Genomic DNA, 24,071 nt, shown 5'->3' with positions numbered 1-24,071 from the left:
CTGCGCCGCAGCAATCAACTGACGGATCAACGACCCCAGATCATCACTCGAACCCTGCGACTGCGACCGCAGATTCGACAACACGGACGCACCCATGTCGAACTTCATCGGGCCTCCCCCGGCCAGTACGGGCTGGATTGCATGGCGGACTGCATGACGGATTGCATACGGAGTCATCTCTATCAATTGATGGTCCCGGCATGCAATCGCCCCCCACCAGCCCCAGGGCCCACGCGCTAGAGAGCCGTCCGCAGCGCCGCCCTGGCCGGCAGTTGGGTGGCGAGCAGACCGAGGCCGATCGCCGAGGCCGCGAAGGATCCGTAGAGAAGAGGCGGTATGTACGGGTTTTCACCCGTGAGGCCGTTCACCATCGGGACCAAGGTCGCCAGGGCGATGGCCGAGCCGAGCGCGATGCCCGCGCAGGCGACGAGGAGGGCTTCCCAGCCGACCATGTGGAGCACCTGGCGGCGGGTGGAGCCGATCAGGCGGAGCATGCCGAGTTCCCGGCGGCGGTCGAGGACCGTCATCACGAGGGTGTTGCCGGCGGCGAGGGCGGCGAAGCCGCCGAGGACCGCGGCCATGGTGGTGTTGGCCCAGGCGTTGAGCGCGCGGTCGGTGGATTCGGCGCCGGTGTAGGCGTCGCGGTCGAGGACTTGGCCGCCGAGCGGGGCGAGCGCCTCGACCGTGCCGCCCTTCGTCCACAGTTCGGTGGCGAAGGACGAGGTGACATGCGGGGCCAACGCCTCCTGGGCGAGGGTGACTTGGGAGAGGCCGAGCCCCCGGCCGTAGATCGCGGCCACGGTCGGCGTGGCCTTCGTACCGTCGGGCAACCGCAGTTCGATGCGGTCGCCTACGCCGACCTTGGCGCTCTGGGCGAGCGTGGCGTCGAGGGCGACCTCGTTCCTGCCGAGCGCGAGCGTGCCCTCGCGTACGTCCAGGTCCTGCACCTGGGCCAGCGCCTTCGCCGTACCGGAAATGCCCTGGGCGGAGGCGGATTGGAGCCAGCGGTCGGCGCCGGATCCGGCCGGGACGAGCACCGAGGTCTTCAGCACGCTCACGGCCGAGGTGGCGTCGGTGCGGGTGAGGGCGTCGGCGGGCAGGCCCGCGTCCGCGCGCACGATGTGGTCGGCGGTGATGCCGGCCGCCTGCTGGCGCGCGGCGGCCCGGTCCTCGCTGGTGTGCATGAAGACGAGCGTCGAGGCGAAGGCCATCGCGAGCACGATGGGGGTGATCGCGGAGGCCATCCGGCGTGCGTTCGTACGGGAGTTGGCGGCGGCCAGCTGGCCGGACGCGCCCGCGCCGCGCAGGAGCAGTCCGAAGAGCGCCGCGCAGGCGCGGGCCACGAACGGGCCGAGCAGCGCGACCGCGAGCATGAAGAGCATGACGACGCCGAGCGCCGCGTTGGCGGCGTCCTCGCCGGTCTCGCTCGCGGCGAGACGGGAGAAGAAGAAGCCGCCGACAAGTGCCCCTATTCCGAGGGGGGTACGGATCCAGCCCGGCCGCAGCCGCTCGACGCTCGCCTCGCCGAGTGCCTGGCCCGGCTTGATGCGCGAGGCGCGGCGGGCCGCGGTGTATCCGGCGAGCAGGGAGGTGAGGATGACGGCGCCGGTGGCACTGACCAACGGGATCCAGGAGACGGAGAGTTGCACCCCTTCCGGCACCGCTCCCTTCTCCTTGAGCTGGCCGAACCACCAGGCCGCGAGCCCGATCCCGGGCAGACAGCCGACCGCGCCGGCGAGCGGCGCGAGCATCAGGGCCTCGGTGGCGATGGTGCGGCGGATCTGCCGGGGTGTCGCGCCGATCGCCCGCAGGAGTGCGAACTCGCGGGCGCGCTGGCCGACGGAGAGCGCGACGGTACCGGCCGCGGTGAACACGGCGACCATGGTGGCGACGCCACCGAAGGAGCCGCCGATCCCGGTGAGCACTTCCTGGGCCGAGGCGAGCGACCCGTCCTCCGCGGCGCCGCGGTCCTGTCCCGCGTACACCTTGGCCTTGCCGTCGAGCGCCTGGGCGACACGCGCCTTCAACTCGCCCTCGGACACGCCCTTTTCGGGCAGTACGGCGATGGCGTCGATCTTCCCGGGGTGGCCGGAGATCCGTACGGCCTCGGAGTCGGCGAACCAGGCGGTCGGCTCCTGCGCCCGGGTCAGCCCGGAGACGGTGAAGGTGCGCGGGCCGTCCGGTGTCGTGAAGGAGACGCGGTCGCCGACACGGCCCTTGTTCAGGACGACCTGACCGGTCGTGGGCGCCGAGCCGCTGCTCAGCCGCTCACCGGTGAACGCGGTCGACCCCCAGTTGTGGGCCGTCACGGCGCCTTCGGAGCCCTGTACGGGGAAGGTCAGATCGGCGACGGCGGTACGGGCGCCGGGCACCGAACCCGCCTTCGCCACCAGGGAGTTGTCGAGCCGGGCCCGGTCGGGCACGGGGTGCGGTGAGTCATGGCGGCCGTCGGCGCTGCCGGTGATGAAGTGGGCCTGCTGGTCGGCGGCGGCGACCACGGGCGCGGCGGCGTAACGGTCCGGCGGCACGGAGGCCCGTACGCCCGTCTCCAGGAGGATGCCGCAGGCCGAGACGATCAGCGCGGCCATCGCGAGCGCGATGAACGTGCCCGCGAACGAGGCCGGCTTGAAGCGGAGTGCGGCCCGCGCAAGGCCGTTGGGCCTGGCCATCAGGCCCCGGCCCCCTCGTACACGGGAGTGGTGAGGGCGGCCATGCGCGCGGCGATCTGCGTCGCGTCACCGCGTTCGAGGCGGTCGGTGATGTATCCGTCCGCGAGGAAGAGGACACGGTCGGCGTACGCGGCGGCCACCGGGTCGTGCGTGACCATCACGACTGTGGCGCCGAGGAGGTCGACGGCCGAGCGCAGAAGTCCCAGGACTTCGGAGGCGGTTGTGGTGTCGAGGGCGCCGGTCGGCTCGTCCGCGAAGATCACGTCCGGGCGGGTGACCAGCGCGCGGGCGATCGCCACGCGCTGCTGCTGGCCGCCGGACAGCTCCCCGGGTCGGCGCCGCGCCTTGTCGGTCAGGCCGACCTGCGCGAGCACCTCGGCGGCGCGCCGGCGGTCGGGGCGCTCGCCGGCGAGACGCAGCGGGAGCAGCACGTTCTGCTCGACCGTGAGCGAGGGGAGCAGGTTGAACGCCTGGAAGACGAAGCCGAGCCGGGTGCGGCGCAGCTCCGTGAGCTTGTTCTCGCCCATGCCCGTGATCTCCGTACCGCCGAGGCGTACGGTGCCGGCGCTGGGGCGGTCGAGGCCGGCCGCGCACTGCAGGAACGTGGACTTACCGGAGCCGGACGGCCCCATCACGGCGGTGAAACTGCCGCGCTCCAGGGCGAGATCGATCCCGCGCAGCGCATGCACGGTGCCGCGCCCCCGCCCGTAGGTGCGGGTCACGCCGCGCAGTTCGACGGCGGGGCCGCCTCCGGGGGCATCGGGTGCCCCCGCTCCGGCCCGGGTCCTGCCTCGTCGCAGCGCCATGGTGCGGTTCGCCTCCGTCGTCCTGCCGTGAAGTCCTTCGATCGCTTACGACGGTACGAATCGGGCAGCCGCCCGAGCCATGGAGATGACCTCCGAATCAGCTGGGGGTTTACCCCACCCCCGGCCCCACCTCCGGGCATCCATAGTTGCCACGTAAACAGTTTGATAAGCTAAATATTGACGCGTTCTTGACGTTCTCTTGACCAAAGGAGAGGCCCATCGGACACGCAGACACCCTGATAGCCATGGGCGGCGCCTTCCTCGCCGCCGCGGTCCTCGCCCGGCTCGGCGGCCGGATCGGACTGCCCACCATTCCGCTGTTCATCCTGGCCGGGATCCTGCTCGGCCCGCACACCCCCGGGATCGTGCTCGTCGCCGATCCCCACGACCTCGAGATGCTCTCGGCGCTCGGCCTCGTGCTGCTGCTCTTCTATCTCGGGCTCGAATTCCATATGGACGACCTCAAGGCGGGCGGCCGCAAGATGGCCATCGCCGGAGGGAGCTATCTCGCGCTGAACGTCGGCGCCGGCCTGGGTTTCGGATTCGCTCTCGGCTGGGGCACCTCCGAAGCGCTGGTCCTCGCCGGGGTGCTCGGCATCTCCTCGTCCGCGATCGTCACCAAGGTCCTGGTGGACACCGGACGGCTCGGCAATCCCGAGACCAAGCCGATCCTCGGGATCATCGTGGTCGAGGACATCTTCCTCGCCCTGTATCTGGCCGCACTGCAGCCCATCCTGTCCGGCGCGAACTCGCTGTCCGCCGCCGTGATGGACGGCGGCAAGGCCTTCGGCTTCCTGATCCTGCTCGCACTCGCCGCCCGCTTCGGCACCCGGATCGTCGGCAAGCTCTTCGCCACCCGTGACGACGAGCTCCTGGTGATCTCGTTCCTGGGCGCGGCCGTGTTCATGGCCGGGGTCTCGGAGTGGTTCGGGGTCGCGGACGCGATCGGCGCGTTCATGGTCGGTCTGATGCTCGGCAGTACGACGTCGGGCGAGCGGATCCGCAAACTGGTGCATCCTCTGCGGGACGCGTTCGGCGCGATGTTCTTCTTCGCGTTCGGGCTCTCCATCGACCCCGGTGATCTGCCGGTGGTGATCTGGCCGGTCCTGGCGGCCGTGGCCGTGACGCTCGTGATGAACGTGCTCGCGGGTCTCGCGGCCGCCCGGGTCTACGGATTCGGGCCGGGCCCCGCCGCGAACATCTCCACCACCCTGCTCGCCCGCGGCGAGTTCGCGCTGATCCTCGCCACCATGGCGGCCGGCGCCGGACTCGACGACCGGCTCTCGCCGTTCATCGCGGGATACGTGCTGCTGCTCGCCGTACTCGGACCGCTGGCCGCGGGTCAGTCGCACTGGCTGGCGCGCGTCCTGCCGAAGGGCAAGGCGGCCGAGGTGGAACTCACGCCTCCCGGCAGAGCAGAAGCAGTGCCCGGTCGTCGTTGACGTCCTTGGCGACCGCCTCGATGAGATGCCACGCAGCGCCGTGGAAGCCGCCCGCGACATAGCGGTCGGCTTCCCCGGTGAGGCGGTCGATGCCCTCGGTCATATCCCGGTCGGAGGTCTCCACCAGGCCGTCCGTGAACAGCATCAGGACGTCACCCGGCCGCAGCGATCCCTTGACCGGGTCGAACTGCGCACCGTCGTACACCCCGAGCAGCGGCCCTTCGGCGCTCATCTCCTCCCAGCGGCCCGTACCGGCGTGCAGTTGCACGGCCGGCGGGTGGCCCGCGGAGAGCAGTTCGTAGTCGCCGGATTCGAGGTCGAGGGCCAGGTGGATGGAGGTCGCGAAGCCCTCGTCCCAGTCCTGGCGCAGCAGATAGCCGTTGGCCGCGGGCAGGAACTCGTGCGGCGGCAGCGAACCGAGCAGACCGCCGAAGGCGCCGGACAGGAGCAGGGCGCGCGATGCCGCGTCCATGCCCTTGCCGGAGACGTCGGTGAGGACGACTTCCAGGGTGCGGCCGCCGTTCGTACGGGCCGCGCAGACGAAGTCGCCGGAGAAGGACTGGCCGCCGGCCGGACGCAGCGCCATCTCGCGGTGCCAGCCGACGGGCAGCGTCGGCAGCTTGCTCTGGACGCGGATACGTTCGCGCAAGTCGAAGAGCATGGTGCCGCCGCGTCGCCAGGGCACGCCCACCCGGCTGCGGAACTGGGCGATCAACAGGCCGAAGAATCCGCAGGCCGCGACCACGAGCACTATGCCGGGCGTGACGGTGGCCGGGCCCTCCTGGTACGGCCCGAGCGCGAACGATTCGATGATCAGCGCCGTGGCGGCGGCCGCGTACAGACCGAGCAGGCTCGCGGGCCGAAGGAGCAGTCCGCCGGCGACGATCGGCAGACAGAGCAGGGCCGGTGAGAACCAGACGGGTATCGCGAGCGTGCCCGCCGTGATCGCGGGAATCATCAGGAGCAGACCCGCGAGCGCGATCCAGTCGGAGCCGTCGCCGCGGAAGTAGTCGACCCCGGATTTGCGCAGCCCGACACGGGCCCGGTGCCAGCGTTTGCGCATCCGGGCCGGGAACGTCTCCGCTTCCGCGCGTTCCGCGCGGTCGCGCTGTGCACCGGTCATTGTCCGTGGACCCTATCCATCCGGGGCGGCCCCGTGCACGGGAGGTCCGGGTTGTCCCCCGCACGAGCGGGGCCGGTCACACCGCGTGTGACGCAAGGAGCACAGCTCGTGGCGACGGCCGGGAAAATACCTCGCCCAGTGTCCCGGGGGCCTGGTAGGCAGGGCGTATGACATTTGAGATCCGCACCCTGGAGCCGGGGGACTGGGACCGCTGGTTCAGCAGGCTGGAGCTGGCGTTCGGCGGGGTCCGATCGGCCCCGCAGGAGCGGGAGTTCGACCAGTCCGTCACCGAGGCCGCGCGCTCCCTCGGGGTGTGGGACGGCGACGAGGTCGTCGGTACGGCGGGGGCCTTCTCCTTCCGTATGACCGTCCCGGGCGGCGCCCTGGTGCCCGCGGCCGGCGTCACGATGGTGAGCGTCGCGTCCACGCACCGCCGCCGCGGCATCCTCACGGCGATGATGCGCCGCCAGCTCGACGACGTCCGCGCGCTCGGCGAACCCCTCGCGGTCCTCACGGCCTCCGAGCCGGAGATCTACGGGCGGTTCGGGTACGGCACCGCGACCCAGCAGCTCGGTGCGGAGATCGACAGCACGCGCGTCCGGCTCGCGGTTCCCGCCGGTACGGATGACGTACGGCTGCGGCTTGTTGACGCCGCGGAGTGGCTGGCCCGGTGCGAGGAGCTGTACGCGCGGCTCGTGCCCGCGAGGCCCGGGATGCTGGCGCGTACAACGGGCTGGGACGCCGGCTTCCTGGTCGATCCGCCGGAGGACCGCAACGGCTTCTCGCCCCAGCAGTGCCTGATCGCCGAGCAGGGAGGCGAGTTGGTGGGCTACGCCCGGTTCGCCACGAAGCCGGACTGGGAGGCGGCGGGGCCGTGCGGCAGGGTGTCCGTGCGCCATATGGACACCGCGACGCCCGCCGCGCAGGCGGCGATGATGCGGCACTTCCTCTCGATGGACCTGATGTCCAAGGTCGAGCTGCGCAACCGCCCCACCGACGACGCCTGGCAGCACCTGGTGTCCGACATCCGCCGTTGCACGCTGCGGCTGCGGGACTCGCTCCACGTACGTCCCGTGGAGGTGGGCGCGGCGCTCGAAGCCCGTACGTACCGCACTCCCGTGGATGTGGTCTTCGAGGTCTCGGACCCGTTCTGCCCCTGGAACGAGGGCCGTTGGCGCCTCACGGGAGACTCGCTCGGCGCCTCGTGCAAGCGCACCGAGGACGTGGCGGATCTGGCGTTGTCCGTACGGGAGTTGGGCGCCGCCTACCTGGGCGGGTTCACGCTCACGTCGCTTGCCGCGGCCGGACGGGTGCAGGAGCTGCGCGCGGGTGCGCTGGCCTCGGCCTCGCTGGCGTTCGGCTCGGATGTGGCGCCTTGGCTGCCGCACGGGTTCTGAGCGGACGGCACGCTCAAAGGGCCCGACAGCGCGGGCACGTCACTCAGGCGGGCTGACAGCCCGGGCACCTCAGGCGAGCTGACAGCCCGGGCACCAGAAGAGATTGCGGGCGGCGAGATCGGCGGTGCGGATCTCGCCGCCACAGATGTGGCAGGGCAGGGTGGCCCTGCGGTAGACGTAGACCTCGCCGCCGTGGTCGTCCACGCGCGGCGGGCGGCCCATCGCCTCCGGGGTGTGCTCGGGGCGCACGGTGTCGATGCGGTTCAGCCGTACGCCTTCCCGCATCAGCTCGGCCAAGTCCGCCCAGATCGCGTCCCATTCACGCCGGGTGAGGTCCTTGCCCGGGCGGTACGGGTCGATGGCGCCCCGGAAGAGGACCTCGGCGCGGTACACGTTGCCGACGCCCGCGATCACCTTCTGGTCCATGAGCAGCGCGGCCACGCTCGTACGGGAGCGGCTGATCCGCGACCACGCCTTGTCCGGATCGTCGTCCTCGCGCAGCGGATCGGGGCCGAGGCGGTCGTGTATCGCCTGCTTCTCGCCGTCCGTGATCAGCGCGCAGGTGGTCGGGCCGCGCAGGTCCGCGTACGCCTTGGGGTGCGCGAGCCGCAGCCGCACCGTGTCGGTGGGCGGTGGCGCCTGGCCGGCGCCGAAGCCGAGCTTGCCGAACAGGCCGAGGTGGATGTGGATCCAGCCGATCCTGCCGAAGCCGAGGAAGAGGTGCTTGCCGTGGGCCTCGGCGGCGGTGAGGGTTCGGCCGTCGAGGAGGGCGGCGCTGTCGGAGAACTTGCCCTGGGGGCTGGTGACCCGGACCTTCCTTCGCAGGAAGCGGTCTCGGTGGTCCGCCGCCAGGCGGTGGATCGTATGCCCCTCAGGCACGGTTCGTCGTCCTCCGGATTTTTTCTTCCCCCACCCCGCCCCTTCCCGAAACCGGGGCTCCGCCCCGGACCCCGGCATCCGAACTCCGTTCGGATCGCCTCAAACGCCGGCGGGGCTGAATGTCAGCCCCGCCGGCGTCCGTGAAGGGATCAGCCCTGCGGGTGGTGTGCCGGGATCGGCGGGAGCTCGTGGGTCTGCTCGTACGCCGAGAGCATCTCGATGCGGCGGGTGTGGCGCTCCTCACCCGAGTACGGGGTGCCGAGGAAGATCTCGACGAACTTCGTCGACTCCTCCAGGGTGTGCATCCGGCCGCCGATGGAGACGACGTTGGCGTCGTTGTGCTCGCGGCCGAGCGCGGCGGTCTGCTCGCTCCAGGCGAGGGCGCAGCGGACGCCCTGCACCTTGTTGGCGGCGATCTGCTCACCGTTGCCGGAGCCGCCGATCACGATGCCCAGGGAGTCCGGGTCCGCGGCCGTCTTCTCGGCGGCGCGCAGGCAGAACGGCGGGTAGTCGTCCTGGGCGTCATAGATGTGCGGACCGCAGTCCACGGGCTCATGGCCGTGGGCCTTGAGCCACTCGACGAGGTGGTTCTTGAGTTCGTAGCCGGCATGGTCGGAGCCGAGGTACACGCGCATGCGTCCGAGTGTGGCATGCCGACGATCGGGTAGCCGCGCCCGGGTCAGGACCTTTGCCCTCATGCAACGATCCGGAATCAGGTCTTCCGCCTCTTCCTTTGGACCGGTTAAATGCCAGGGCTCGCAACCCGAGAACCTAAGGATTTGCGTATGACCTCGCAACCGTCCCTTGCGAAGGAAGACGCCACGCAGCCCCACAAGGGCAATGGCGCTCCTTCCACCGGCGGCCCGAACGGCTCCCCCGGCTCCGACGGCCTCAAGGCAGGCCTCAAGAACCGCCATCTGTCGATGATCGCGATCGGTGGCGTGATCGGTGCCGGACTGTTCGTCGGCTCCAGCTCCGGCATCGCCGCCGCGGGCCCCGCCATCCTCATCTCGTACGCGCTCGTCGGCGTCCTCGTCGTCTTCGTGATGCGCATGCTGGGCGAGATGGCCGCCGCGAACCCGTCCTCGGGCTCCTTCTCCGAGTACGCGGACCGTGCGCTCGGCCGCTGGGCGGGCTTCACCATCGGCTGGCTGTACTGGTTCTTCTGGGTCGTCGTCCTCGCCGTCGAGGCGACGGCCGGCGCGGTCATCCTCGAAGGCTGGATCCCGGCCGTCCCGCAGTGGGGCTGGGCCCTGATCGTCATGGTCGTGCTGACCGCGACGAACCTGGTGTCGGTCGGCTCCTACGGGGAGTTCGAGTTCTGGTTCGCCGGGATCAAGGTCGTCGCGATCGGCGCGTTCGTCGTGATCGGCTTCCTCGCCGTGTTCGGCTTCCTGCCCGGCTCGGACAACCCCGGCGCGGGCTTCGCGCACCTCACCGACGCGGGCGGGTTCCTGCCCAACGGCGCGGGCGCGATCCTCACCGGTGTCCTGATGGTGGTCTTCTCCTTCATGGGCAGCGAGATCGTCACCCTTGCCGCCGGCGAGTCCGAGGACCCGCAGCGCGCGGTCACCAAGGCCACCAACTCGGTGATCTGGCGGATCGCGGTCTTCTACCTGGGTTCGATCTTCGTCGTCCTGACGCTGCTGCCCTGGAACGACAAGTCGATCGTCGACAAGGGCTCGTACGTCGCGGCCCTCGACTCCATCGGCATCCCGCACGCCGGCCAGATCATGAACGTGATCGTCCTGACGGCCGTCCTGTCCTGCCTCAACTCGGGCCTGTACACGGCCTCCCGGATGGCCTTCTCGCTCGGCGGACGCGGCGACGCTCCCAAGGCGTTCGCGAAGGTCGAGCGCAACGGTGTGCCGCGGGTCGCGATCCTCGCGTCGGTCGTCTTCGGCTTCGTCGCGGTGGGGGCGAACTACCTCTGGGAGGACACCGTCTTCCTGTTCCTGCTCAACTCCTCCGGTGCGGTCGCCCTGTTCGTGTGGCTGGTCATCGCCATCACGCAGCTGAAGATGCGCGGCATCATCCTGCGCGAGTCGCCGGAGAAGCTGGTCGTGAAGATGTGGCTCTTCCCGGTCCTGACCTGGCTGACCATCGGCATGATCGTCTTCATCTGCGGCTACATGCTGGTCGACGACGCGGGCCGTGAGCAGATGCTGCCCTCGCTGGGTGTGGCGGCGCTGGTCCTGATCATCGCCGTGGCCCGCGAGCGGATGCGAGCGGCCAAGCGCTGACGGCTCCTGCCGTACGCGGGTACGACGCCCTCTCCGTGCTGGTCACGGAGAGGGCGTCGTCGTCTCCGTGAACGGCCGCGATCCCACGCAAAACGCCGGCCGGGCTGATTCCTCAGCCCGGCCGGCGTCAGTGAAGCAGTCGGAGCTCAGCCCTTGCGGCCCACAAGCTTCCAGGCGGTCGGCAGCGCGCCCATCGCCAGCGCGGCCTTCACCGCGTCGCCGATCAGGAAGGGCACGACGCCCGCGGCCAGCGCGGCCGAGAAGGACAGACCCGTCGAGGCCATCAGCCACGGCACACCCACCGCGTAGATCACGGCGGAGCCGAGCACCATCGTCCCCGCCGTACGCAGCACCGAGCGGTCGCCGCCGCGGCGGGCCAGCGCGCCCACCATGCCGGCGGCGAGCAGCATGCCGACCACGTAGCCGAAGGAGGCGCCGCCCCAGCCGTGCGTGCCGCCCTGGAAGACGGGGGCGCCGAGGCCGCCGACCAGCGCGTACAGGGCGAGCGAGAGCAGGCCGCGGCGGGCGCCGAACGCCGTGCCGACGAGGAGGGCGGCGAAGGTCTGGCCGGTGACCGGGACCGGGGAGCCGGGCACGGGGACCGACAGCTGCGCGGAGAGCGCGGTGAGCGCGGCGCCGCCGACGACCAGCGCGACATCGCGGACGCGCGAGGCGGGCAGAAGGTCGGCGAGGACCTCACCGGGGCGGGTCGCGACAGCTGCGGTGCTCATACGGACTCCTGGGAAGCGGGCGGGACACCGCGGCAGGGACAGGCGCGGCCCCCGGGAAAGAGGGGAAGAACGGCTCGGGACATCGCGACGCTATCCCAGCGGTCAACGCTCGTTCACCATCAGCCGTCGACAAAGCGGCACTTGGCGCCTTCGTAGGCTCCGGACAAAAACAAGCCCCACAGCCGGAAGCGGGTGACCTCGGTCACTAGGCCCTACATCCAATCGCGCCCGTTTTGCGCAAATCAGGGCCCACGGGCGAGACTGTAGGGTCCCACCAATCCCCTCCGAGAGCCGACGATGCACGACACCTCGCTGACCGACGGGCCCGAACCCCTCAGTCACGGTCTGAAACAGCGCCACCTCACGATGCTCGGCCTCGGCGGAGTCATCGGCGCGGGACTCTTCGTCGGCTCCGGCGCGGGAATCGCGGTCGCGGGCCCCGGCATCATCGTGTCGTATCTGATCGCGGGCGTGCTCGCGATGCTGGTGATGCGGATGCTCGGCGAGATGTCGGCGGCGGTGCCGGCCTCGGGTTCGTTCTCCGTGCACGCCGAGAAGGCGATCGGGCGATGGGCCGGGTTCAGCGCCGGCTGGCTCTACTGGTTCCTGCTCGTCGTCGTGCTCGCCGTCGAGGCGACCGCCGCGGCGCAGATCGCCCACGGCTGGGCGCCGGGCGTTCCGCAGTGGGCCTGGGTGCTGATCTTCATGGCGGTGTTCACCGTGGCGAACCTCGTCGCGGTGCGGAACTTCGGTGAGTTCGAGTTCTGGTTCGCCGCCCTCAAGGTCGGCGCGATCGTCCTCTTCCTGATCCTCGGCACGCTCGCGATCTTCGGCATCCTGCCCGACACCGACCCGGTCGGCCTCACCAACCTCACCGGCCAGGGCGGGTTCCTGCCCAACGGTTGGGAGGGCGTGATCTCCGGAGTGCTCGCCGTGATCTTCGCGTTCGGCGGCCTGGAGGTCGTCACGATCGCGGCCGCCGAGTCCGACGACCCGGCCCGCTCGGTCTCGCGCGCGGTGCGCAGCGCGGTGTGGCGGATCCTCTTCTTCTACGTGGGGTCGATGCTGGTCATCGTGACGGTGCTGCCGTGGACCGCGCAGAGCGCCACCGTCAGCCCGTATGTGACGGTGCTCGACTCGATCGGGGTTCCGTCGGCCGGCACGATCATGAACATCGTGGTGTTCGTGGCCCTGCTCTCCGCGCTCAACGCCAATGTGTACGGCTCCTCGCGCATGATCTTCTCGCTCGCCGAGCGCCACGAGGCCCCGCGCGCCCTGCTCAAGGTCGCCCGCGGCGGTGTGCCCCGGCGGGCGGTCCTGGCCTCGGTGACCTTCGGCTTCATCTCCGTACTCCTGAATCTGAAGTGGCCGGACTCGGTCTTCCACTACATGCTCAACGCGGTCGGCTCGGTGCTGATCTTCGTCTGGGCGATGATCGCCGTGGCCCAGCTCCGCCTGCGCCGCCGCATCGAGCGCGAGGCCCCCGAGAAGCTGGTCCTCAAGATGTGGGCGTTCCCGTATCTGACCTGGTTCGCCCTCGCGGGCATGGCGGCGATCGTGGGCCTGATGCTCACCGACGACTCGGCCCGCCCGCAGCTGCTGTGGTCGGGCGCCGCGACGGCGGTCGTCATCGCGGTCGCGCTCGTACGGGACTTCGCACACGGCAAGCGGGACTTCGCACAAAGCAAGCGGAAGTAACTGCTCCAGTACCCCGGGTGATCAAGGCGTCCGGATTCCGGTCACCCTCTTCGGGTCACCGGACGGAGCCTCCACACTGATCCCTTGCTTACGCGACCCACGCGACCCATCTGACGCCCCACGACGTAACGGATCCCCCTGCGATGACTCCGCCTTCCGCATCCGCGGCCGTCAAGGACGCACCGACGACCGGTGACTCGGGCCCCGAAGCGCCCGCCCTGACCAACAGCCTCAAGCAGCGCCACCTTTCGATGATCGCGCTCGGCGGTGTGATCGGTGCCGGGCTCTTCGTGGGGTCGGGTGCCGCCATCGCGGCCGCGGGTCCGTCGATCATCGTCGCGTATGCGATCTCCGGCGCGCTCGTCATGCTCGTGATGCGCATGCTCGGCGAGATGGCCGCGGCCAACCCGGCCTCCGGTTCGTTCTCGGTGCACGCCGAGAAGTCGATCGGCCCCTGGGCGGGCTTCACGGCGGGCTGGTCGTTCTGGTTCCTGCTCTGCGTGGCCGTGGGCCTCGAAGGCATCGGCGCGGCGAAGATCCTGCACGGCTGGATACCCGGGGTGCCCGAGTGGGGCTTCGTGGCGATCTTCATGCTGACCTTCTGCGTCACGAACCTCATCTCGGTACGGAACTTCGGCGAGTTCGAGTTCTGGTTCTCCGCGCTCAAGGTCCTCGCGATCGTGGCGTTCCTGGTCATCGGCGTCCTCGCGATCCTCGGCATCCTGCCCGGCTCCGACGCCGACGCCCCCGGCCTGACCAACCTCACCGGCGAGGGCGGCTTCTTCCCGACCGGCTCCGAGGGCCTGATCGTGGGCCTGCTCGCCTCCGTCTTCGCGTACGGCGGTCTGGAGACCGTGACGATCGCCGCGGCCGAGTCCGAGCACCCCGTCTCCGGTGTCGCGAAGGCCGTGCGCACGGCGATGTGGCGTATCGCGCTCTTCTACGTCGGGTCGATGGCCGTCATCGTCACGCTCGTCCCCTGGGACACCGAGGCGCTGGCCAGCCCCGACAAGGGTTCGTACGTGGTGACCCTGGAGCACCTGGGCCTGCCGGCCGCGGGCCAGATCATGAACGTGGTCATCCTCGTCGCCCTGCTCTCCGCGATGAACGCCAACATCTACGGCTCCTCGCGCATGGCCGCCTCGCTGGTCTCGCGCGGACAGGGCCCGAAGGCGCTCGGCAGGATCTCGGGCGGCGTGCCGCGCCTGGCCGTCGTGGCCTCCAGCGTGTTCGGCTTCTTCTCGGTGCTGCTCAGCTACTGGTACCCGGACACCGTCTTCTCGTGGCTGCTCAACATGATCGGCGCGATCATCCTGGTCGTCTGGTTCTTCATCGCGGCCGCGCAGCTGCGGATGCGGCGCCAGTTGCAGCGCGAGGCGCCGGAGAAGCTGGTCGTGAAGATGTGGCTCTTCCCGTATCTGACCTGGCTGGCGCTTGCCGGCATGGCGGCCATCTTCGTCCTGATGGCCCGCGAGGAGGGCACGCGCGTGCAGCTCTACTACACGGGCGGTCTGACGGTCGCGCTCGCCGTCATCGGTTACGTGCTCCAGCGGGTGCGCGCGTCGAAGGCGGACGCCTCCGCCTGACGCTGACGCGTCCCGACGAACACTCGCCGAAAGCCCCGCCCGAAGCACTCACCGGGCGGGGCTTTCGCATGCCCGCGGTCCCCCGCCCGCGATCCCGGCCCGTGATCATCCACCACCCCTCTTGCTGCTAGCCTGCACTTGCAACTCGCTTGCAATAAGGACGCAGGAGGAACCATGGCCGTCTACACGCTCCCTGAACTCCCTTACGACTACGCCGCACTCGCCCCCGCGATCAGCCCCGAGATCATCGAGCTGCACCACGACAAGCACCACGCGGCCTACGTGAAGGGGGCGAACGACACCCTGGAGCAGCTTGCCGAGGCACGCGACAAGGAGACCTGGGGCTCGATCAACGGCCTGGAGAAGAGCCTCGCCTTCCATCTGTCCGGCCACATCCTGCACTCGATCTACTGGCAGAACATGACGGGCCCGAAGGACGGCGGCGGCGAGCCTCTCGCGGCCGACGGCGTGGGCGGGTTGGCCGATGCGATCGCCGAGTCCTTCGGCTCGTTCGGGGCGTTCAAGGCCCAGCTGACCAAGGCCTCCGCCACCACGCAGGGTTCGGGCTGGGGTGTGCTCGCGTACGAGCCGGTCAGCGGGCGGCTGATCGTGGAGCAGATCTACGACCACCAGGGCAACGTGGGCCAGGGCTCGACTCCGATCCTGGTCTTCGACGCCTGGGAGCACGCCTTCTACCTCCAGTACAAGAACCAGAAGGTCGACTTCATCGAGGCGATGTGGGCGGTCGTCAACTGGCAGGACGTGGCCCGCCGTTACGCGGCCGCCAAGGAGCGCGCGTACAACTTGCTGCTGGCGCCGTAAGGGCCCGTTGAGCACCTGCTCGTGATCGTCTTCTCACCGATTCACCGGGCAGGCGGAAGAAAGAGAACCCCCGCGAGGACGTGACTCGCGGGGGTTCTCCCACCTGTGGGACCAAGGAGCCGCCGGCCGACGTCCTGCGGATCCCGGACGACCTGTAGCCGCCCGCTCTTCAGCCGCTGTCGACCAATCCGTCCAGCTCCCCCTCCGCCTCGAACTCCCTTGCCAGGCCGGTCTCATGGAGCCGGGCGAAGGGTGTGAAGGGGATGCCGTACTCGGATTCGCCGCGGTCGAAGTTCCAGGATTTGTGAGCCTGGAAGCGGTACGTGACGGTGGGGCGCGCACCGTGCGCCGGGACGTCGACCGTGCCCGTGAGGCGGTACTGGACGCCGCGCAGCGCGAGCCAGAGGTCGGCGCTGCCGCGGCGGTGGATGGAGACGCCGCGCCAGCCGCTGTCCGCCGGATACGAGCCGGGGCCGAGGGCCGAAGCCTCCGCCCGCCAGCGGTCCAGCTGGGCGTCGACCGCCGTGCGGACCACCGGGAGCGCGAGCAGGGCGCGGGCGTCGAGTCGGTACGGGCGGCCCGTACCGCGCAGGTAGTGGCGCAGGGCGCCGGCCGCGGTGGGCAGACCGAGCGCCCGCCACACAGGGGGCAGCGCGCGGGTGGCGATATGCACCGCGTGGTCGCCGAGACGCGGCCTGAGGCTCGCGAAGGGGGCGTTGTCGTTGGGCAGCTGCGGGTCCTCGCGGCCGCCCTCGGTACCGATCAGTGTGGTCGTCCCCATACGGGGACGCTAAGCGAGGGCGGGGACGGCCGCCTGTCGAGGCGTCCGGGTGGGGAAGCCCCCACCCCCGGCGTCCACCGATCGGTGGAACGGAAGTACAACCGGGCGATGCTGTCGTCAAAACCCCCTGCTCACACAGGATTTGGGCATGACATCGACAACGGTACGGATCGCGCGCTGGAGCGCTCAACACCCATGGAAGGCCCTCGTCGGCTGGGTGCTGTTCGTGGCCCTGTGCCTGGGCGTGGGCGGCGCCCTCGGCATCAACGAGGCGAAGACCGCCGACTACCGCGTGGGCGAGGCGGGCAGGGCCGAGGCGATGGCCGCGGAGGCCGGGCTGCAGTGGCAGCCCAGGGAGCAGGTGCTGATCACGGCCCGGTCCGGGGCGCTCGACCGGTCCGCCGCCGACGCGGCCGCCCGGGACCTGACCGCGCGGATGGCCGAGCTGCCCGTCGTACAGGAGGTGGCGCGGCCGCTCGCTGCCGAGGACGGCCGGACCCTGATGGTCGAGGTGACGCTGCGGGGCGAGGAGCGGGACGCCAAGGACAAGGTGGACGCGCTGCTCGCGCAGACCGAGGCCGTGCAGAAGGCGTATCCGCGACTGCTCCTGGAAGAGACGGGCAGTCCCTCCATCAGCAAGGGGGTCGAGGCACAGCGCAGCAGCGATCTGGCCCTGTCCGAGGCGATCACGCTGCCGGTCACGCTGATCACGCTGTTCGCGGTGTTCGGCTCGGTGGTCATGGCGAGCGTGCCCCTGCTGCTCGCGCTGACGTCCATCGCGGCGGCGATCGGCCTGTCGATGGTGGCCTCGCACCTGTCGCCGGACGCGGGGGTCGGCACCAATGTGATCCTGATGATCGGGCTCGCCGTCGGCGTCGACTACACGTTGTTCTATCTGAAGCGGGAGCGCGAGGAGCGAGCCCGTTCGGGCGGCCGGCTCAGTACCGAGGCGCTGGTCGAGCTGGCGGCGGCGACCTCGGGCCGTGCGGTGGTGCTGTCCGGGCTCGCGGTGATCGCGTCCACGGCGACCCTGTATCTGGCCTCCGACGTGATCTTCTCCTCGCTCGCCACCGGCACGATCGTGGTGGTCCTGGTCGCGGTGCTCAGCTCGCTGACCGTGCTGCCCGCGCTCCTGGTGAAGATCGGCAGGCGGCATGAGCGCAGGGCCGCCCGGCGGGCGGCCCGCGGTCTGCGCCCCCGGGCGGTGCGGGGCAACGGCGACGGCCGGATCTTCGCCGCGCTGATGCGGCCCGCGACCCGGCATCCCCTCGCCACCCTGATCGTCGCGACGCTCGCCCTGCTCGCGCTGGTCCTGCCGCTGACCGGTCTGAAGCTGACCGAGATGAGCCGGGACACGCACTCGCGCGAGATCCCCGCGATGCAGGTGTACGACCGGCTCAACGACGCCTATCCCGACCGCCGCGTGACCCACCAGGTCGTCGTGCGCGCCGAGGCCGCGCAGGCCGCTGAAGTGACCGATGCGCTACGGGAGTTGGGCCGGCGCACCGGGAGCGACCCGCTGTACACCGGGAAGCCCGGGCTGCGGGCGTCCCAGGACGGCCGGGTCCATGTGCTCGACCTGCGGGTGCCGCATCTGGGCGACTCCCCCGAGGCGTACGACTCGCTGGATCACCTGCGCGATACCTACGTACCCGCGACGGCCGGCAAGATCCTGGGCGCCGAGACCGCGGTGAGCGGCGATGTCGCGCGGTACGCCGACTATCCGGCCCATCAGAACGGAAAGCTGCCGCTGGTACTCGGCGCGCTGCTGCTCGTGACCTTCCTGATGACACTGTTCGCGTTCCGTTCCGTGGTGCTCGCCCTGATCGGCGTCGCCCTCAACGTGCTGTCCGCCGCGGCCGCGCTGGGCCTGCTGGTCCTGGTCTTCCAGGGGACCTGGGCCCAGGGCCTGCTCGACTTCCACTCGACGGGATCGATCGGGTCGCGGGTGCCGCTGTTCCTGTTCGTGATCCTCTTCGGGCTCTCCATGGACTACCAGGTGTTCGTGGTCAGCCGGATCCAGGAGGCCGCGCTGGCCGGCGTACCGGCCAGGCGGGCCGTGCTCGACGGGATGCGCAGTTCGGCGAGCGTGGTGACCAGCGCGGCCGTGGTGATGACGACGGTGTTCGTGAGCTTCGTCTTCCTGCACATCATCGAGATGAAGCAGATCGGATTCGTGCTCGCGGCGGCCGTCCTGCTCGATGCCTTCGTCATCCGGATCATGATCCTGCCGGCGGCCATGATGCTGCTCGGCGAGGCCAGTTGGTGGCCGTCGCACGGCGTACGCCGGGCCCGGCATGCCGCGGTCCCGCCCTCGGCCGAGGTTCCGGTCCGGCGGGCGGTCGACGTACGTTGATCGGTATGACTCCTCCCGCCGGGCCGGCCGACCCCTTCTGGGCCCAGGCCCTGCGCCGTTGGAACACGGTCGTCTGGGTGCTGTTCGCCGCGATGGCGGTGAGCCTGGCCGTGATGGACGCATCCGACGCGAGCAGATACGGGGCGCTGGCGCTGCTCGGCGCAGTGGCGCTGTGTTACGCGGTGCTCGACCGTTTCCCGGACAACCCGGTGGTCAGGCCGCACGGTTACCTCGTCGTCCTGGCCCTCGCGCTCGCCGGTCTCGCGTATCTGCGGATGAGCTACGCCTCGCTGTTCATGGTGACCCTGCCGCACTACTGGATGTTCGGGCGCAGCCGGCACGCCTCGACGGTCTTCCTGGGCCTGGCCGCCGTGGCGACCCTGACCGGGAGCTGGCTGCGCAACGGCTGGTCGGCGGAGTTCTTCGGCGAGACCGTCGTGGGGACCCTGATCGTGGTCGCCGTCGGTGTGCTGATCGGCCTGTGGGCGCATTCGGTTGTCGAGCAGAGCACGGAACGGGCCCGTCTGATCGTGGAGTTGGAGCAGACGCAGGCCCGACTCGCCGAGGCCCATCAGCGGCAGGGCGCGGCGGACGAGCGGGAGCGGATGGCGCGCGAGATCCACGACACGCTCGCCCAGGGCTTCGCCTCGATCATCGTGCACGCCGAGGCGGCGCGCGCCGGAACCGGCCGCAGCGCCCAGCAGTTGCGGGCGATCGAGTCGACCGCCCGGGACAACCTCGCCGAGGCCCGTGCCTTGGTCGGCGCCGGCCGGCAGCAGATCGCGACCGGCTCGGTGGCCCGGACACTCGGGCGGGTCCTCGACCGGTTCGCGGAGGACACCGAGCTGGCCGTGGACCGCGAGCTCGACGACATCGTCTGCGACCAGCCGGCCCGTATCGCCTTGTTGCGCTGCACGCAGGAATCGCTCGCCAACGTCCGCAAGCACGCCCGGGCCACCACCGTCTCGGTGGTCCTCACGAAGGGTCCGTACGGAGTGGAGCTGGAGATCACCGATGACGGGACCGGGTTCGTGGTCGAGGAGTCGGCGGGGTTCGGACTGGTGGGCATGGAGCGCAGGCTCGCGGAACTCGGCGGGGAGCTGACGATCACCAGCTCGCTCGGGGACGGTACGCGGGTGCTCGCCCGGATACCCGCCGGTGACGGGGAGGCGGCCCGATGAGTGAAGCGCGTGGCGTACGGATCGTCGTGGCCGACGACCACACGGTGATGCGCGCGGGTGTGGTGGCGCTGCTTGCGTCCGAGCCGAGCATCGAGATCGTCGCGGAGGCCGGCGACGGGCAGGCGGCCCTGGCGGAGATCGAGCGGCACACGCCCGATCTCGCGCTGCTGGATCTGCGGATGCCGGTGCTCGACGGGGCCGCGACCACCGAGCGGATCGTGGCCGGCTTTCCCGGTACGCGGGTGCTGATCCTCACCACGTACGACACCGACGCGGAGATCGAGCGCGCGGTGGAGGCGGGCGCGGTCGGGTACCTGCTCAAGGACGCAACGCGTGAGCAGCTGGTGGCCGCTATCCACGCGGCGGCGCGCGGCGAGACGGTCCTCGCGCCTCGGGTCGCCGAGAAGCTGGTGGCACGGATGCGCCGGCCTGTGGTCGTGCCGCTGACGGCGCGTGAGACCGATGTCCTGAACGCCGTCGCGGACGGGCTGACCAACGCGGAGATCGGGCGGCGGCTCGTGATCGCCGAAGCGACGGTCAAGACGCATCTGCTGCGGCTCTTCGCGAAGCTCGACGCGAAGGACCGCACGCATGCGGTGGTGATCGCGCTGGAGCGGGGGATGCTGCGCAGAGGGTGAGGGGCGGCGGGTACGGGACCGGCCGCCCCTCAGGGCACTACTTCAGGTTCGAGAAGTCCGGACCTGCCGTGCGGGTGCGCTTGATCTCGTAGAAGCCGGGGGTCGAGGCCACCAGGAGGGTGCCGTCCCACAGGCGGGCCGCGGCCTCGCCCTGCGGGGCCGGGGTGACGACCGGGCCGAAGAAGGCGATCTGCTCGCCGTCGGCGCCCGGCACCGCGATGACGGGGGTGCCGACGTCCTGGCCGACCTTGTCGATGCCCTCCTTGTGGGAGGCGCGCAGCTCGGTGTCGTAGGTGTCCTTGTCCGCGTACTCGATCAGGTCGGCGGGCAGACCGACCTCTTCGAGGGCGGCGGAGACCGCTTCCAGGGTCGCGCCCTCGCCGCGGTTGTGGAAGCGGGTGCCGATCGCCGTGTACAGCGGGCCGACCACGTCGTCACCGTGCAGCTGCTTCGCCGCGGTGACCACACGCACCGGGCCCCAGCCCTTCTCGAGGAGCTCCTTGTACTGCTCGGGCAGGTCGTCCCGGTCCTCGTTCAGGACCGACAGGCTCATCACGTGCCAGCGCACCTCGACGGGCCGTGACTTCTCGACCTCCAGCATCCAGCGGGAGGTCATCCAGGCCCAGGGGCACAGGGGGTCGAACCAGAAGTCCGCGGTGACCTTTTTATCGGTGTCGCTGGGTTTCCGTGCAGCCTGTTCGCTCATGACTGGTGAATCCTCCATTGGCTTTACGTCACACGTCTGCCCCCACGAACACCGTCGCCGACGAGGGCATTCCCGGATGTCCGGCGCCTGGGCGACATGGGAGGATCGCAGGGATTGCGACACCATCCTGCGTCCAGTCGACCGCCCATGCGCGTTTACGAGGGAGTACCCGTGCCCGGAGAGAACCTGTCCCGCGACGAGGCCCGAGAGCGGGCCGCGCTGCTGTCTGTCGACGGTTACGAGGTCTCACTCGACCTCAGGTCCGCGGTCGGCGAGTCAGGCGACGAGCCTCGTACGTTCCGGTCGGTGACGACCATCCGCTTCCGCTGCTCCGAGCCGGGCGCCGCCTCCTTCGCCGATCTGATCGCGCCGGGCGTCACCGCCGTCTCCCTCAACGGGACCGACCTCGACCCGTCCGAGGTGTTCGACGGTTCGCGGATCGCGCTCGAGGATCTGCGGGACGAGAACGAGCTGGTCGTGGACGCGCAGTGCGCGTACAGCCGGACCGGCGAGGGCATGCACCGCTTCGTCGACCCCGAGGACGGCGAGGTCTACCTCTACACGCAGTACGAGCCGGCCGACTCGCGCCGGGTGATGACCTGTTTCGAGCAGCCCGACCTCAAGGCGCCCTTCCGTATGGAGGTGCGCGCCCCCGAGGGCTGGACGGCCTGGTCGAACGGTGTCGGTGAACTGGCCGACGGGGTCTGGCGGTTCGCGGAGACCAAGCCGATCTCCTCGTACATCACGGCGTTCGTGGCGGGCCCGTACCACTACGTGACCGACACCTACAGCCGTAAGCTCGCGGACGGTTCGACGCTCGAGATCCCGCTCGGTGCGATGTGCCGCAAGGGTCTGGCCAAGCACTTCGACGCGGACGACGTCTTCCTGATCACCAAGCAGGGCCTGGACTTCTTCCACGACCACTTCGACTGCCCGTACCCCTTCGGGAAGTACGACCAGGCCTTCGTGCCCGAGTACAACCTCGGTGCGATGGAGAACCCCGGTCTCGTCACCTTCCGCGAGGAGTACATCTTCCGCGGCAAGGTCACCTCGGCCTCCTACGAGCGGCGCGCGAACGTCATCCTGCACGAGATGGCGCACATGTGGTTCGGCGACCTGGTCACCATGCAGTGGTGGGACGACCTGTGGCTGAAGGAGTCCTTCGCGGACTTCATGGGCTCCTTCTCGATGGTGGAGTGCACGCGCTTCACCAACGGCTGGATCACCTTCGCCAACAACCGCAAGTCGTGGGCGTACCGCGCCGACCAGCTGCCGTCCACGCACCCGATCACGGCCGACATCCGTGACCTGGAGGACGCGAAGCTCAACTTCGACGGGATCACGTACGCGAAGGGCGCGTCCGTGCTCAAGCAGCTGGTGGCGTACGCCGGCCAGGACGCGTTCCTGGAAGGCGCGCGGCGCTACTTCAAGCGGCACGCGTACGGGAACACGCAGCTGGGCGATCTGCTCTCGGTCCTGGAGGAGACCTCGGGCCGTGACATGGCGACGTGGTCGCGCTCGTGGCTGCAGACGGCCGGGGTCAACTCGCTCACGCCGGTGGTGACGTACGACGCGGCGGGCCGTGTCGTGGAGCTCGCCGTGCTTCAGGAAGCCGCGGAGTCGCACCCGACGCTGCGTCCGCACCGGGTCGCGATCGGCCTCTACCGCCGCACGCCGGACGGCTCGGTGGAGCGGTACGCGCGGGCCGAGGCGGATGTCGACGGTCCGCGGACCGTGATCGCGGATCTCGCGGGTGCCGAGAAGCCGGACCTGATCCTGGTGAACGACGACGACCTGACGTACTGCAAGATCCGTTTCGACGAGGGCTCGCTCGCGACGCTGCGCACCCACCTCGGTGAGGTGAGCGACCCGTTGGCGCGCGCCCTGTGCTGGTCGGCGCTGTGGAACCTGACCCGGGACGCGCTGATGCCGGCCCGGGACTTCATCGACCTGGTGCTGCGGTTCGCGGGGCGCGAGTCGGACATCGGTGTGCTGCAGATGCTGCACGCGTGGGCGCGCTCGGCCCTGGTCAACTACGCGGCGCCCGGCTGGCGTTCCACCGGTGAGCGTCAGCTGGCGGAGGGCGCCCTGAGCGAGCTTCGGCTCGCCGAGCCGGGCAGCCAGCACCAGCTGACCTGGGCGCGTTTCTTCGCCTCGGTCGCCGCGTCGGAAGCCGACTACCAGCTGCTCGAAAAGCTGCTGGATGGCTCGGCGCAGATCGACGGTCTCGATGTGGACCAGGAGATGCGCTGGGCGTTCCTGGAGCCGCTGTCCTCGGCCGGCCGCGCGTCCTCGGACGTGATCGACGCGGAACTCGCCCGCGACGACACGGCCTCCGGCAAGCGCCACCAGGTCCGCTGCCTGGCCGCGCGTCCCTCCGAGGCGGTCAAGGCCCAGGCGTGGGCGGAGGTCGTGGAGTCGGACGCGCTGTCCAACGCCCTGGTGGAGGCGACGATCGCGGGCTTCGCCCAGCCGTCGCAGCGCGAGCTGATCGCTCCGTACGCGCCGAAGTACTTCGAGGCGATCGAGCGGGTGTGGTCCGAGCGCTCGATCCAGATCGGCATGGATGTCGTACGGGGTCTCTTCCCGGCGCTCCAGGACTCGGTGGGAACTCTGGCGGCCACGGACGAGTGGCTGTCCTCGCACACGGACGCGGCACCGGCACTGCGCCGCCTGGTGATCGAGGCCCGGGACGATCTGGCCCGGGTGCTGCGGGGCCAGGCTTGCGATGCGGGGGCGGCGGGCTGACGGTCATGTTGTGGGGTCCGTCGGCGGGCTGACCCTCACGCTGTGGGGTCCGCCGGCTGGCGGACCCCACGGCGGGCCCGCGTCCGTGCAACACACCTGTGACGGAGCAAAAGGCGCCCACCCGTAACCCCCATCCGGACCAGCCCTTCTCGGCTCTCGAACGTCCGTCCTTTAGTGCAGGATTGTCCGGTTTATGCGACGGGACGGTAACAGGGGTTAGAGCGCCGTCACTCAGCGGGAAACCCCTGGCCATGAACCACAACAC

18 protein-coding genes are annotated in these 24,071 nt (G+C 70.2%); 10 read left to right on the top strand and 8 right to left on the bottom strand.

Features of this window, described 5'->3' with window-relative positions; genetic code table 11:
• Positions 1-236: 236 nt before the first annotated feature.
• Both G6045_RS25240 and G6045_RS25235 read right to left on the bottom strand, forming a co-directional pair.
• On the bottom strand, positions 237-2,669 hold the full coding sequence (locus tag G6045_RS25240; protein ID WP_206344149.1) for an ABC transporter permease: 2,433 nt from the start codon (positions 2,667-2,669) through the stop codon (positions 237-239).
• Positions 2,669-3,475, bottom strand: a complete 807-nt coding sequence (locus tag G6045_RS25235; protein ID WP_165334383.1) for an ABC transporter ATP-binding protein — start codon at positions 3,473-3,475, stop codon at positions 2,669-2,671. Before G6045_RS25235 ends, G6045_RS25240 begins: the two co-directional genes overlap by 1 nt.
• Before the next feature lie 245 nt (positions 3,476-3,720).
• On the opposite strand from G6045_RS25235, the gene G6045_RS25230 reads away from it, so the two are divergent.
• Complete coding sequence (locus G6045_RS25230; protein WP_165334382.1) at positions 3,721-4,917, top strand: cation:proton antiporter; 1,197 nt, start codon at positions 3,721-3,723, stop codon at positions 4,915-4,917.
• Here the strand turns inward: G6045_RS25230 and G6045_RS25225 are convergent.
• Entirely contained in the window at positions 4,874-6,040 is a 1,167-nt protein-coding gene (locus G6045_RS25225; protein WP_165334381.1) for a PP2C family protein-serine/threonine phosphatase, read from the bottom strand. The genes G6045_RS25230 and G6045_RS25225 overlap by 44 nt on opposite strands.
• Positions 6,041-6,207: 167 nt before the next feature.
• Between G6045_RS25225 and G6045_RS25220 the strand changes: the two genes are divergently transcribed.
• Positions 6,208-7,437, top strand: a complete 1,230-nt coding sequence (locus G6045_RS25220; protein WP_165334380.1) for a GNAT family N-acetyltransferase — start codon at positions 6,208-6,210, stop codon at positions 7,435-7,437.
• 69 nt (positions 7,438-7,506) lie between these two features.
• On the opposite strand, the gene G6045_RS25215 is transcribed toward G6045_RS25220, so the two are convergent.
• On the bottom strand, positions 7,507-8,316 hold the full coding sequence (locus tag G6045_RS25215) for an Fpg/Nei family DNA glycosylase (protein WP_165334379.1): 810 nt from the start codon (positions 8,314-8,316) through the stop codon (positions 7,507-7,509).
• Between the two features lie 149 nt (positions 8,317-8,465).
• Complete coding sequence (locus G6045_RS25210; RefSeq protein WP_165334378.1) at positions 8,466-8,951, bottom strand: ribose-5-phosphate isomerase; 486 nt, start codon at positions 8,949-8,951, stop codon at positions 8,466-8,468.
• A gap of 150 nt (positions 8,952-9,101) precedes the next feature.
• On the opposite strand from G6045_RS25210, the gene G6045_RS25205 reads away from it, so the two are divergent.
• On the top strand, positions 9,102-10,559 hold the full coding sequence (locus G6045_RS25205) for an amino acid permease (RefSeq protein WP_165334377.1): 1,458 nt from the start codon (positions 9,102-9,104) through the stop codon (positions 10,557-10,559).
• A 146-nt stretch (positions 10,560-10,705) separates the two neighbouring features.
• Here the strand turns inward: G6045_RS25205 and G6045_RS25200 are convergent, their stop codons facing one another.
• Entirely contained in the window at positions 10,706-11,290 is a 585-nt protein-coding gene (locus G6045_RS25200) for a biotin transporter BioY (protein WP_165334376.1), read from the bottom strand.
• Between the two features lie 297 nt (positions 11,291-11,587).
• Here G6045_RS25200 and G6045_RS25195 point away from each other — a divergent pair, with 297 nt between their 5' ends.
• From G6045_RS25195 to G6045_RS25185, 3 genes are all read left to right on the top strand, one after another.
• Positions 11,588-12,988 carry an amino acid permease gene (locus tag G6045_RS25195; RefSeq protein WP_165334375.1) on the top strand — a complete coding sequence of 467 codons (1,401 nt, stop codon included), beginning with the start codon at positions 11,588-11,590 and terminating at the stop codon, positions 12,986-12,988.
• Between the two features lie 143 nt (positions 12,989-13,131).
• Entirely contained in the window at positions 13,132-14,574 is a 1,443-nt protein-coding gene (locus G6045_RS25190) for an amino acid permease (RefSeq protein ID WP_165334374.1), read from the top strand.
• A 174-nt stretch (positions 14,575-14,748) separates the two neighbouring features.
• Positions 14,749-15,396, top strand: coding sequence for a superoxide dismutase (locus G6045_RS25185; RefSeq protein WP_165334373.1), 648 nt, complete (start codon positions 14,749-14,751; stop codon positions 15,394-15,396).
• Positions 15,397-15,565: 169 nt separating this feature from the next.
• Here G6045_RS25185 and G6045_RS25180 read toward each other — a convergent pair whose 3' ends face one another.
• Positions 15,566-16,177, bottom strand: a complete 612-nt coding sequence (locus tag G6045_RS25180) for a hypothetical protein (RefSeq protein ID WP_165334372.1) — start codon at positions 16,175-16,177, stop codon at positions 15,566-15,568.
• A gap of 148 nt (positions 16,178-16,325) precedes the next feature.
• Here G6045_RS25180 and G6045_RS25175 point away from each other — a divergent pair, with 148 nt between their 5' ends.
• Genes G6045_RS25175 through G6045_RS25165 form a run of 3 tightly spaced genes read left to right on the top strand, consistent with a single transcriptional unit; the run spans position 16,326 to position 20,352 of the window.
• Positions 16,326-18,533 (top strand): MMPL family transporter, encoded by a 2,208-nt coding sequence (locus G6045_RS25175; protein ID WP_165334371.1) that lies wholly within the window; start codon positions 16,326-16,328, stop codon positions 18,531-18,533.
• Between the two features lie 5 nt (positions 18,534-18,538).
• Positions 18,539-19,714 (top strand): sensor histidine kinase, encoded by a 1,176-nt coding sequence (locus G6045_RS25170; protein WP_206344147.1) that lies wholly within the window; start codon positions 18,539-18,541, stop codon positions 19,712-19,714.
• On the top strand, positions 19,711-20,352 hold the full coding sequence (locus G6045_RS25165; protein WP_165334369.1) for a response regulator: 642 nt from the start codon (positions 19,711-19,713) through the stop codon (positions 20,350-20,352). The genes G6045_RS25170 and G6045_RS25165 overlap by 4 nt, the downstream gene beginning before the upstream one ends.
• Before the next feature lie 37 nt (positions 20,353-20,389).
• Here the strand turns inward: G6045_RS25165 and G6045_RS25160 are convergent, their stop codons facing one another.
• Positions 20,390-21,058 carry a DsbA family protein gene (locus G6045_RS25160; RefSeq protein WP_165334368.1) on the bottom strand — a complete coding sequence of 223 codons (669 nt, stop codon included), beginning with the start codon at positions 21,056-21,058 and terminating at the stop codon, positions 20,390-20,392.
• A 171-nt stretch (positions 21,059-21,229) separates the two neighbouring features.
• Between G6045_RS25160 and pepN the strand changes: the two genes are divergently transcribed.
• Positions 21,230-23,806: an aminopeptidase N gene (gene pepN, locus G6045_RS25155; protein WP_165334367.1), complete on the top strand. Its 2,577-nt coding sequence runs from the start codon at positions 21,230-21,232 to the stop codon at positions 23,804-23,806.
• Positions 23,807-24,071: the final 265 nt, after the last annotated feature.

The sequence above is a fragment of the Streptomyces mesophilus genome (assembly GCF_011044995.1).
In the GTDB taxonomy this organism is placed as follows: Bacteria; Actinomycetota; Actinomycetes; order Streptomycetales; family Streptomycetaceae; genus Streptomyces; species Streptomyces mesophilus.
Note: the sequence above shows the minus strand (reverse complement) of the source record. Positions and strands in the feature narration are given on the sequence as shown.

Coding starts and splice junctions, on each gene's coding strand:
- G6045_RS25240 (WP_206344149.1), bottom strand. CDS start 2,669: ATGGCCAGGCCCAACGGCCTTGCGCGGGCCGCACTCCGCTTCAAGCCG.
- G6045_RS25235 (WP_165334383.1), bottom strand. CDS start 3,475: ATGGCGCTGCGACGAGGCAGGACCCGGGCCGGAGCGGGGGCACCCGAT.
- G6045_RS25230 (WP_165334382.1), top strand. CDS start 3,721: ATGGGCGGCGCCTTCCTCGCCGCCGCGGTCCTCGCCCGGCTCGGCGGC.
- G6045_RS25225 (WP_165334381.1), bottom strand. CDS start 6,040: ATGACCGGTGCACAGCGCGACCGCGCGGAACGCGCGGAAGCGGAGACG.
- G6045_RS25220 (WP_165334380.1), top strand. CDS start 6,208: ATGACATTTGAGATCCGCACCCTGGAGCCGGGGGACTGGGACCGCTGG.
- G6045_RS25210 (WP_165334378.1), bottom strand. CDS start 8,951: ATGCGCGTGTACCTCGGCTCCGACCATGCCGGCTACGAACTCAAGAAC.
- G6045_RS25205 (WP_165334377.1), top strand. CDS start 9,102: ATGACCTCGCAACCGTCCCTTGCGAAGGAAGACGCCACGCAGCCCCAC.
- G6045_RS25200 (WP_165334376.1), bottom strand. CDS start 11,290: ATGAGCACCGCAGCTGTCGCGACCCGCCCCGGTGAGGTCCTCGCCGAC.
- G6045_RS25195 (WP_165334375.1), top strand. CDS start 11,588: ATGCACGACACCTCGCTGACCGACGGGCCCGAACCCCTCAGTCACGGT.
- G6045_RS25190 (WP_165334374.1), top strand. CDS start 13,132: ATGACTCCGCCTTCCGCATCCGCGGCCGTCAAGGACGCACCGACGACC.
- G6045_RS25185 (WP_165334373.1), top strand. CDS start 14,749: ATGGCCGTCTACACGCTCCCTGAACTCCCTTACGACTACGCCGCACTC.
- G6045_RS25180 (WP_165334372.1), bottom strand. CDS start 16,177: ATGGGGACGACCACACTGATCGGTACCGAGGGCGGCCGCGAGGACCCG.
- G6045_RS25175 (WP_165334371.1), top strand. CDS start 16,326: ATGACATCGACAACGGTACGGATCGCGCGCTGGAGCGCTCAACACCCA.
- G6045_RS25170 (WP_206344147.1), top strand. CDS start 18,539: ATGACTCCTCCCGCCGGGCCGGCCGACCCCTTCTGGGCCCAGGCCCTG.
- G6045_RS25165 (WP_165334369.1), top strand. CDS start 19,711: ATGAGTGAAGCGCGTGGCGTACGGATCGTCGTGGCCGACGACCACACG.
- G6045_RS25160 (WP_165334368.1), bottom strand. CDS start 21,058: ATGAGCGAACAGGCTGCACGGAAACCCAGCGACACCGATAAAAAGGTC.